This window comes from Arthrobacter flavus (assembly GCF_039526005.1).
GTDB lineage: Bacteria > Actinomycetota > Actinomycetes > Actinomycetales > Micrococcaceae > Arthrobacter_D > Arthrobacter_D flavus.
Window position 1 is genome coordinate 1 of sequence record NZ_BAAAIJ010000053.1, and the last position, 9,477, is coordinate 9,477.

9 protein-coding genes and 1 pseudogene are annotated in these 9,477 nt (G+C 59.0%); 6 read left to right on the top strand and 4 right to left on the bottom strand.

Annotated features, from left to right (window positions below):
• Window positions 1–281 precede the first annotated feature (281 nt).
• Window positions 282–596 (top strand): annotated as a pseudogene (locus ABD059_RS14020) (transposase); the annotation flags it as partial.
• 280 nt (window positions 597–876) lie between these two features.
• Here the strand turns inward: ABD059_RS14020 and ABD059_RS14025 are convergent.
• The 3 genes from ABD059_RS14025 to ABD059_RS14035 all read right to left on the bottom strand — a co-directional run bounded on the left by ABD059_RS14025 (window position 877) and on the right by ABD059_RS14035 (window position 3,525).
• Window positions 877–1,800, bottom strand: a complete 924-nt coding sequence (locus tag ABD059_RS14025) for an aminotransferase class I/II-fold pyridoxal phosphate-dependent enzyme (protein ID WP_343881106.1) — start codon at window positions 1,798–1,800, stop codon at window positions 877–879.
• 73 nt (window positions 1,801–1,873) lie between these two features.
• The gene (locus ABD059_RS14030; RefSeq protein WP_343881108.1) at window positions 1,874–3,163 is read right to left on the bottom strand and encodes a hypothetical protein; all 1,290 of its coding nucleotides are present in this window, start codon (window positions 3,161–3,163) and stop codon (window positions 1,874–1,876) included.
• Window positions 3,160–3,525, bottom strand: coding sequence for a hypothetical protein (locus ABD059_RS14035; RefSeq protein WP_343881110.1), 366 nt, complete (start codon window positions 3,523–3,525; stop codon window positions 3,160–3,162). Before ABD059_RS14035 ends, ABD059_RS14030 begins: the two co-directional genes overlap by 4 nt.
• A 715-nt stretch (window positions 3,526–4,240) precedes the next feature.
• Between ABD059_RS14035 and ABD059_RS14040 the strand changes: the two genes are divergently transcribed.
• The 3 genes from ABD059_RS14040 to ABD059_RS14050 all read left to right on the top strand — a co-directional run bounded on the left by ABD059_RS14040 (window position 4,241) and on the right by ABD059_RS14050 (window position 6,775).
• Window positions 4,241–5,332, top strand: coding sequence for a tyrosine-type recombinase/integrase (locus tag ABD059_RS14040; RefSeq protein WP_343881112.1), 1,092 nt, complete (start codon window positions 4,241–4,243; stop codon window positions 5,330–5,332).
• Window positions 5,333–5,336: 4 nt separating this feature from the next.
• A complete protein-coding gene (locus ABD059_RS14045; RefSeq protein ID WP_343881114.1) occupies window positions 5,337–5,687 on the top strand; it encodes a helix-turn-helix domain-containing protein in 351 nt (116 codons plus the stop codon).
• A 410-nt stretch (window positions 5,688–6,097) separates the two neighbouring features.
• Window positions 6,098–6,775, top strand: a complete 678-nt coding sequence (locus ABD059_RS14050; protein WP_343881116.1) for a hypothetical protein — start codon at window positions 6,098–6,100, stop codon at window positions 6,773–6,775.
• Between the two features lie 194 nt (window positions 6,776–6,969).
• On the opposite strand, the gene ABD059_RS14055 is transcribed toward ABD059_RS14050, so the two are convergent.
• Window positions 6,970–7,992, bottom strand: a complete 1,023-nt coding sequence (locus tag ABD059_RS14055) for a helix-turn-helix transcriptional regulator (protein ID WP_343881118.1) — start codon at window positions 7,990–7,992, stop codon at window positions 6,970–6,972.
• A 107-nt stretch (window positions 7,993–8,099) separates the two neighbouring features.
• On the opposite strand from ABD059_RS14055, the gene ABD059_RS14060 reads away from it, so the two are divergent.
• On the top strand, window positions 8,100–8,363 hold the full coding sequence (locus tag ABD059_RS14060; protein ID WP_343881120.1) for a hypothetical protein: 264 nt from the start codon (window positions 8,100–8,102) through the stop codon (window positions 8,361–8,363).
• A gap of 15 nt (window positions 8,364–8,378) precedes the next feature.
• Window positions 8,379–9,477 (top strand): IS30 family transposase (locus ABD059_RS14065; RefSeq protein WP_343881122.1); only part of this gene is annotated, 1,099 nt, incomplete at its 3' end.

Genomic DNA, 9,477 nt, shown 5'->3' on the forward strand with positions numbered 1-9,477 from the left:
GGACCATTCGACCGACGCGGGTGAGGGCATCGATGCTGAGGGGCAGCTGGTTCAGGGCGAGGTCACCGTCGATGTATTCGACCACGTGTCGGTGGTCGGAGTCCTGCCCCAACGGTTCTGGTGCATCTACTCCAGCTTCGCGAAGTGCCTGTAGATAGCTCTGGATTGCTGCGGATCTTTTTTGCCACGTCTTCCGTACTGTGTTCCCGATGCGAGCAACACTGTCCGAAGTATTGCCTCCGGTTAGCTGCTCTTCCTCATTCACACCCGAAGCCTACTGGAGCAGCTGGGACGTGAAGGAACAACTCCGGACACTGCTGCGCACCGGTTCGATCGCCGATGCCACCGCGGCGAAGGCCGAGCTCGGCCGGCTGGTCGACCGTGCAGGCCAGCCCGAGGCCAGAAGGCTCTACCGCACGGTCTGCCGGTGGTGGAACGAGATCGAAGTCCTCATCGTCACCGGCGCCACCACGGCGAAGGTCGAGGCCAACAACACCGCGATCAAGAACATCAAAAGGACCGGACGAGGATTCGTGAATAACACCAACTACAAAACCCGTATCCTATTGAGAAGCGCCGCTAGAACAGCGGCCTGAACATCTCCTCAGCAGCGGAAATCACCACGAACCGCGAAGAGCCCACTATGCTGAGCAGCTACGACGTGCTGGTGGGCCAGACACCGTAGCCATCCACCAACCGCAGCCCGGAAAACAACGGACGGACCGAAATGGTCGCGTACGAGTCTCAGAGCGACCGACTCCTTGCCCTTTGCACCATTACTTACCTGCCGCCTCGATTCACGAACACGCCCGAGTGAGATACGCAGAGGTGCCAGTAGCGGTGCGAACTCGGTGAATATTTGCGTGCACGCCTGTTCTAAGAAAGAACCATGTCGGCTCCTGGTGGCGAGGCCTGCGGCATGGCACGTATTAGTTCTAGATTGTGATTGTTGCAGTCCAGACGCATGAGGTTCAGGTCAGGGTAGAGCTTTCCCTGAAAGTGTGACGAGGGAAAGTGCGCAACATTTTTTCCATGGAGTGGCACAGAAACGAAGTTGTTTCCTGATCCTGCATATGTTTGCATACCAGCGTTGTGGAGGGCAATCCGAATCTTGCTTGCTAGTTCGCCCAGACGTCCTGCGTGCGCAGATAGGATTTGGATTCCTGCTTCCGAGAACGCGCACTCAGCTACCGCCGATTGGAAGAGATCCCAACGGAATTTCTCAACTTCCTTTTGACTCTTTAGCTTGTTCGGATCCCCCACAATCCCTCCCAGCCTAGCGGCGGGTATACCTACAGCTTTTGACAGTGAGAAGACGACCAACAGGCCGTGATGTTGTGCTTGCCGGCATAGATCGACAAACGTCTCGGTGTAAATAGACAAGTAGGTAGCATCAATAACGACGTCAAAGCGAACCGATAAAGCGGTCAGACTCTCACTGGTCATCAAATTTTCGTTCTCCACAGGGTTACCAGGCCAGCATATGATCAGAAGAGGACGCCCTTGTATGCCTTCAACTGATGAAAGCAACTCCCCTGCCGTGGCTTTGTGATCATAGATTAGAACCCGGTCTGCGTTTCTAGACCACTTACCGTAGCCGGGATAGCCGTACCGGGGGTGAACGATGGTTTGCCGAGGGATATCTGTCAGAAGAAGCTTCAGGGCCGCATCCGCGCCTACTGTCAGTTGAACATTGGCAGCTTCGGTATGGAAGACAAACGACACCCGTGGTTTCAGATTGGCTAGCGACCCGGAAGTATATTTGTTCCAAGGGCGTTCTAAAACCAGAGCCTGCACCATTTTTTTGAAATCGTAAGGTACGTCTGAAGGATGTAGCGCATAAGTTACGCCTATTGGTGGTCTGGCGAACCAATCACCGGCCAACTTGCTCAGCCCTAATCGGTAGCCGGGCCCGGCGATAAAGTACAAGTACCGAGAAGGAAAAGGCTACGCGAGCCAGCAGCAGTACGGCCCAGACTGCTTCTGCGCTGGAGTATCCGGTAAAGCCAATAATCAAAAGCGCCGGAATAGTAAATAATAAGCTAATAAAATAAAGGGGTTTCATCGCGAAATCGGGGCGAACCATTATCTTCATTGAGGCGAAGAGGAATCCGGAAATGGGTTCCAAGGCGAGTTGAGCGATGATTAGGGCTATCAGTAGCGCGCTTACCCCAGGAGGGAATACGTCGAGCTGGTAAAGAACGACGAGAATCATTGCGCCAGCGGTTAATAGTAGGGTCACAATACCTAACATTCGTGGCATTGATGTCGGTTTCGAATCTCCGCTGGTGAGGTTCAGCCTGCCGGCCACCATCCCAAATTGCTTGAGCGGCAGAACAAGAGTTCTCATGAAAGCTATGACGGCTAGAACCGCTGCCCCTATACCTGCATCCTGCCATGACGCGACGAGCCCCGCGATGAAAAAGACAAACATGAGGATCAACCCATCGAGGGTCGCCCGAGCGACTCCCGGTAGTTTTTTGAAGGTCGCGGGCGCGTTTGCCAAGAAGGTTTGGATCGCTGCGTTCCAAAGACCGTCCGTTGTAGACCCCCACACAGACCTAACCGACCGAGTTCTCAAATAGAGCGCACATAGGTCGAATGAAAAGTTTAGGAAGGCGATAAGTGGTAGAGCTTGCCACGGTGATTCAATAGTTTGGGTTATCGTGAAGGCGCCTACCACGGATGCGAGGGAAGTGACTGCCGTTATCCGAAAGCCGTGCGAATCGGCGTTTTTCGCCTGTAGGAGTCCTGTCTGCCAGGCCGTGAAGACGTAGGTCACCAAACTTAAAATTGAGATGTACCAATAGGAAAGAAACTGGACATGGTCAATTTCGTGTAGGACGAGGGGGATGAGCGCCCCTAGGACGATCGCAACCGTAACGACCACTGAAGCTCCCGCAAAGGCGAGCGAGCCTGTGTCGACCGCGACAGCGCGAGCGGATTCAGGGCTTTTCGACCTTTTCACTCTGAACACCGTCGTGATTGATAGACCAACGACGGACACCAGAGTGATACCCAAAAGCTGAACAGACACGCCAAGAGTAACAGCGGCGGCGGAGCCATAAGCCGCTTGTACCAAGACGAGTAGTACGAAGGCTCGCAGGCCGGGGATGAGCGTTGTAGCTGCCGCGAGGGATCCTAATGTGAGGAATTTCTTCATCGAGTTGGGGAACCGTCTATCTGGATCGCTGTCTCGCTAGTGAGGCCAAGTTCGTTGATCTGCTCAAGAGTCATCCCCATCTTTTCGCGAAGGAAGATGACCACATTCCAACAAGCCGCCGATTCCTCCGTGAAGGGGCCAAAATTCTGTACATAGTCAGGAACCCACTGAACCCATTCCTCCACGAACTGATCGTCGCCGACCCGTTCGTTGTATTCCTGCGGCGTAATCGACTCGTGGTGGAGGAATCTTTGTCCCGGCAAGTTGGCGCATAGCCGCGCATAACTTGCGGTCTGCAGGATTAGTTCGTGCCAGACGACATCGACATCTGGTGTGATCGGTAGACGTCTACCCCTTGTCATGGAAGTTATCGCTAGAAACCTCAACGTTTCTCGGATTTGAAGGTCAAGAAGTTCTTCGGATCTCCCTTCAATCCGCGACTTCACCATGTCCCTATAGGCATCGGTAATAATTTTGCAATCCCCCTTGCAGAGCTGGTGCTAGCCAGCATTTCGCCGACTAGCACCAGCTTATTTATTGATTACGAAACCAAACTAGTTGATCTCAACTTCTGCGCAACAGTCCAACGCTACTTCGCGCAGCGCTGCCAACTTCTCTTCTTTGATTTTGGAAATGAGACTCTGCATTATTATTCCCCCTTCTTGTAGTAATTGCTTATTCAGCCTCAACGAGCTTGCACAGCTTTGTCAAGGGAGATCTTTGTATTAGTCAGAAATGGGGTCGAACCATTGACAGATAGAAGTCATGCATAGATAATTCTCCACATTACGCCCTCTAACCGGTCAAGGTTCCGGGATTTTAGCTTTCAAACCTTCTTCGTCAGGCCGGATCAAGTGTTTCCGTCCGGCGCATGTTCCAAAGGTCGTCAATCGGGAGAGTGGTGGCTGATATCTCTATTCGCTTAGGTTCGTTGGCCTTATCTGCGGCCGCGGTTCGTGTTGAAGCAGGTGACATCGGTTCGGAGCCCTTTGGTGCTCGAAGCGACGGACCATCGACGAGAGTGACGGTATGGGCGTATTGTCGACGCATGGTCGCTCCTTCTGAAGTTGGTAGCTGATGGCGCTGGTGGCGTTGCCCGGTGGTGGCGCCATGGATCCGGAGTGCTGGAGTGTGCAGGCGGCCGAGGACTTTGAGCAGGAGATCGTCGATCAGTACGCGCTGGCGATGGCGGCGGCTGGTCTGAGTGACTCGCATATCCGCAATACCCGGGCGACGATCATCGAATTTGCCCGGTCGGTGACCGGCGCACTGTGGGTGGCGACTTGCCAGGACGCTGACCGGTTTTTGGCAGAACAGAGGCGGCTGGGACGCAGTGTGAGCACCAGAGCCGGTAAGGCAGGGACACTGGCGTTGTTTTATGAGTTCATGATCAGCCGTTACCAGGGTCGAATCCATCGGGTGACCGGGGTGCTGGTCGGCCAGCCCATCGATGAGTTCAACCGCCAGTCCGGGGCATCGCTTGGCAAGGTCCGGGTGCCGCCGTCCGATGCGGAGATCGAAATGTTCTTTACTTGTTGGCGGCACTCGATCCCGCAGGCCCGCAAGTATCTGCCCGCCGCGCGCGACTACTTCGCTGCCTCGCTGTGGCGTCGGCTGGGGCTGCGGATCAATGAGACGGTGATGCTTGACATTCGTGACTGGCGTCCGGACTTGGGTGGGTTCGGCAAACTCCACGTGCGGTTCGGCAAGGGAGCACACGGCCGTGGCCCCAAGCCGCGGCTGGTGCCCGCGATCAACGGTGCGGCCGAGCTGATCGATTGGTGGTTGGGCGAGGTTCGGCACCAGTATGGCGAGGACTGGGCTGACCCCGACGCACCTTTGCTTCCGTCGGAGCGGTTCGACCGCGAGCTGGGACGGTGCGGCCGGGTGGGTGAGAACGCGCTGCGGCGCACTCTGGGGTTGCAGGTCGATCAGTGGTTGCCGGCATGGTCGGGACGGATGACTCCTCACGTCCTGAGACATTATTGCGCTTCCTCGCTGTACGGGGCCGGGATGGATATCAAGGCCCTTCAGGAGCTGTTGGGGCATCAGTGGCTCGCGACTACATCGGGCTACATTCATGTGCGCAGCGAGTACGTCGAGCAAGCCTGGAAGAACGCCAATGAGCGGGTCGAGTCCCGCTTCGCAACCACACATAAGGAAGGATGAAACCGTGCAGTGGAACCTGCGGATGAGAGCCGCTGAACGCGGGGTCTGGAAGTCAGCGCAGATGCGCCGGATGATCGCCGATGCCGGGCTGGAGATCAGCGCCGGGAAGATGTCCTCGTGGTGGGCCGGGACACCGCCGACGATGAGACTCGAAGATCTCGACGTGCTCTGCTCGGTGCTGGAATGCACGCCCTCGGACCTGATGAGCCCTGAACCGGAGAAGGTCGCTGCACGTCGTTCACGCGGGGCCGAGACCGTCAACGGCGATGACCGGCGCAGTGATGCCAGCGATGGCGGGGTATCGCCGGTAGTGGCGCCGAGATTCGGCAAGCCGCGATCCGAGCCGCCCCTATAGGTCGAACTGTCGTGAGTCCACCAGCCCCGGGTCCGGCGGCGCCGCTGCGGCCGCCGGCGATGTGCACCCGCTGCCAGGTCAACCGGGTCGCGTGGGCCTACCCGCGGGTGGACTACTGCTATGACTGCATTCCAGGTGGGCCGTTCATCGCCCCGCCATGTTCGAAGTGCGGCAACAGTGAGGGCTACTTCAGCCAGGGCATGTGCGCCGGCTGCCATCCCGGCAGCCCGCAATACCCGGGCTCGTGCAAGGGCTGCCTGGCGTGGGGTGTCTACCGCCGCTACAACTGGACGTGCTGGCCGTGTCGTTGGTGGCGCACCCACTACCCGGAAGGAGTCTGCGACTTCTGCGCCCGCACTGCCCGTCTCGGAGATCAGCGAGCCTGCCGACTGTGTCTGGAACAGGCCCGAATGCTCCAACAGCCCGGACGCGCCCTCGACTTGGCCGGAGCGACCAAAGGTGGCCAACAGCTCTTCTTCGCCAACATGAGCTTCCAACGCCGCCGGGCTCCACGGTTGACCCCAGAGCAGCGCGCACCCTGGAACCGCCGGGATAAGAACAACCTGCCCTTCCAGCATGGCACCGGGTTCACCGCTGAGGCCGGGGTGCAGTCGACGTTGTTCGACATGGCACCCGATCCGAAAGTCATCGCAGCGCGTGTCCGCCTCGAAGACAGCGACCTGACCCGCTACTGTGCCGCCATCGTCCGCGAACACGCAGAGAGAGCCGGGTGGAGCAAGCGGCAACGCAACGACGTGATCCGTTCGTTGCGGTTGCTGCAGATTCTGCGGCCCACCCCAACCGCGAAGATTCGCGCCACCGACGTCCTGCAACTGCGCCAATACTCCGGCAACGTCATCTCCACAATCGACGTTCTGGCCGCGGCCGGCCTGCTCATCGAGGACCGACCAACCAGGCTCGAACGCTACTTCGCTGCCAAGACCAGCACCCTGCCACCGGTCATGAAGGACCAACTCGAGGTGTGGCTGCAAGCCTTGACCGAGGGCGCCCGCCAGGCACCCCGGCAGATCCCGCGCGACTCCCAGACCATCACGGTGCACATCCTGGGGTGGCTTGTGAAAAAGTGAAATAACCAACGCTAAGGCGCTTCAGGCCCGCTGGTGCCTCATCATCATGTGAATCGGGCCTATGCGTATAGCCCGGCTCAGGTCATCACGGGGCATCGCGAGGGCTCCAGCAGTTCTGCCCGTGGTGGAGAGGGCTGGGCAGGAAGTTCCCTGGCGAAGAGCCCACCGATGTGACTGCTAGCGGAATTTGGCGGTTAAGTTGCGGCTTTGACTGGCGGTTTTGTATTGGGTGGTTCTTCCTCAGGAGCCCAGGAGGTTGCTGCTCTTTGGCTTTGCAGCGCGATGTGCTCGAAGGAATGGGCGAGTTCGGGCGGGGTGATGATGGTTTGTTCTGCTTTGGTCAGTAGGAGCCAACGGGCTATTGAGTCGTAGGTGTCTGCTCCGGCTTCCACGATGCAGGTATCCGCGGATTCTTCGGTGACGGTTCCCCAGGCGGGGGATATCCAGTGTTGTATCTCTGCTTTTGCCGCGTAGACGCGGACGGTCGCGGTGACCTGTTGCCATCCTTTGGCTATTGCCTGGCTCACGTATTCGTCGAGGTCGGTAGCCGGCGGCTGGCGGGCTTGGGCGCTATGGGGTGAGAGTTTTGCGTCGGTGATGCGGTCTGCCCGGAACACGGCCCAGTCTTGATCGTCGGTGCAGTAGGCGAGGAGGTACCAGCGGCCCATGGCGCGCACCAGGTGCAGGGGTTCCAAGACGCGTGACCGGCTTTTCCCGGAGTAGTGCCGGTAGGTGCAATTGAGTTGTCGTCCATCCCGGCAGCACCGGCTTAGCAGCAGGAGCGTCGTGACGTCGGTGTCCGGTGTGTCGACGCCGATCGGGCTGCCGAGATCGATCGTAGTGGTGTGGCTCGCCAGTGCCTTGGTTGCTGCCTGCACCCGTGACGGCATGACTCTTTGAAGCTTTTCCAGGGCCGTGCGGGCGTGGGCCGAGGTCCCTGCCGTCGTCGCGTAGTCCTCCAAAGCGAGGAGGACAGCGGCTGCTTCCTTGGCCTCGAACATGATCGGCGGAAGGACAGCCCCGTTCTGGAGGGTGTAACCGCCGCCGTGTCCTTTTCTGGTCGTCACCGGGTAGCCGAGGCTCCGGAGCCTGGAGATGTCGCGGGTGATTGTTCGGGCCGTGACCCCCAGCTCTTCAGCCAACGAGTTGGAGCTCCATTCCTGTTGGCGCTGGAGCAGCGACAAGAGTTTCAGCAGACGTTCGGACGTGTCCCACATGGTTCATATCCTGCCCTGCTTACCGGACAAGACCTGTCCGGTAGCGCTCCTACGCTGAGGTTTATCCGGTAATAGACCGGCATTCACCTAGTGCAGAGGTTGTCCTCATGACTCCGTCCCAGCCCGCCGCCGTCCGCGAAGCGGTCCTTTCCCAGCACCGTGACGGGCCAGGAATGCTTCCCTCGGCCTGCATCACCATCCGCGAACTCGAACGGCCAGTGTTATCGGCCGGGTATGTCCGGGTCCGGAACGACTTTATGCAATTGACCGCCGTGATGGCGGACCTGATGAGCGCTCATCCTGGTCTGCCCATGCCCTCCTACCCGGTAGGTGATGGCGAGCTCAAGCGGTCGTTGCAACACCTCTATTGATGTGAGGTGCTGCGTATGTTGTCGAAGAAGGAACGGATCGAGAAAGAGGCGCGGTTCTGGGTGTTGATGGCGCAGGGCTCCACGTTGACGGCGGCGTGTGATGCTGTGGGTGTGAATCGACAAACTGGACGACGTTGGCGGCAAGCAACCGGTGGGCGGATCCCGCGTGCCAAGCCGGAGCCGTCGGGTCGGTACCTCTGCCTAGAGGATCGGCTGCGGATTGCCGATCTGCATCTGGCCGGGACCGGTGTGCGGGGGATCGCCCGAGAGGTGGGACGGTCGGCTTCGACGGTCAGCCGTGAGCTGCACCGCAACGGCCCTGAACCGGGTCCGCGGGGGCGGCGGAAGTACGCTCCGTATGCTGCCCAGAAACGGGCCGAGCTGCGCGGACGCCGGCCCAAGACCAGTAAGTTTGATGACTTGGAACTGGCATCCTTAGTACAGGCCAAGTTGTGCGTGAAGTGGAGCCCCGAGCAGATCAGCGACCACCTCGCCGCGGCGTTCCCAGACCGGACGGAGATGCAGGTGTGTCCCGAAACGATCTACCAGGCACTGTATGTCCAGGGCCGCGGTCATTTACGCGCTGACCTGCACCAACACCTGCGCACCGGCCGTGCGATGAGGCGTCCCAGACGCTCCACCGCTGCTAAGAGTTCGGGGAAGATCCCAGACATGATCCTGATCAGCGAACGGCCCCCCGAGGTCGCAGACCGCGCCGTCCCTGGCCACTGGGAAGGGGATCTGGTGCTGGGCTCAAATTGCCGCTCGGCCATCGCCACCCTCGTGGAGCGCCAGACCCGGTTCACGATCCTCATCCACCTGCCCGAGGACCACGGCGCCATCGCGGTCCGTGACGGTCTCCTGGCGGCCATCAAGACCCTCCCAGCACACCTGGCTAAGTCGCTGACCTGGGATCAGGGCACCGAACTGGCCCAACACCGCCAGATCACCATGGCCACGAAAATGGCCATCTACTTCTGCGACCCTCATTCACCGTGGCAGCGGGGCTCCAATGAGAATACGAACGGGTTGCTGGAGTGGTCCCCGAAAGCTGGACTCCTAATTAAATGTTATGCGTTTGCGGGGTTTTGGGCGAGGTATTCGTCGGGGCTGA

Bases quoted from the DNA above. Each gene is read 5' to 3' on its own strand.
- ABD059_RS14035 (WP_343881110.1), bottom strand. From the start codon at position 3,525: ATGACAAGGGGTAGACGTCTACCGATCACACCAGATGTCGATGTCGTC.
- ABD059_RS14055 (WP_343881118.1), bottom strand. From the start codon at position 7,992: ATGTGGGACACGTCCGAACGTCTGCTGAAACTCTTGTCGCTGCTCCAG.
- ABD059_RS14050 (WP_343881116.1), top strand. From the start codon at position 6,098: ATGCTCCAACAGCCCGGACGCGCCCTCGACTTGGCCGGAGCGACCAAA.
- ABD059_RS14040 (WP_343881112.1), top strand. From the start codon at position 4,241: ATGGCGCTGGTGGCGTTGCCCGGTGGTGGCGCCATGGATCCGGAGTGC.
- ABD059_RS14030 (WP_343881108.1), bottom strand. From the start codon at position 3,163: ATGAAGAAATTCCTCACATTAGGATCCCTCGCGGCAGCTACAACGCTC.
- ABD059_RS14060 (WP_343881120.1), top strand. From the start codon at position 8,100: ATGACTCCGTCCCAGCCCGCCGCCGTCCGCGAAGCGGTCCTTTCCCAG.
- ABD059_RS14025 (WP_343881106.1), bottom strand. From the start codon at position 1,800: ATGGTGCAGGCTCTGGTTTTAGAACGCCCTTGGAACAAATATACTTCC.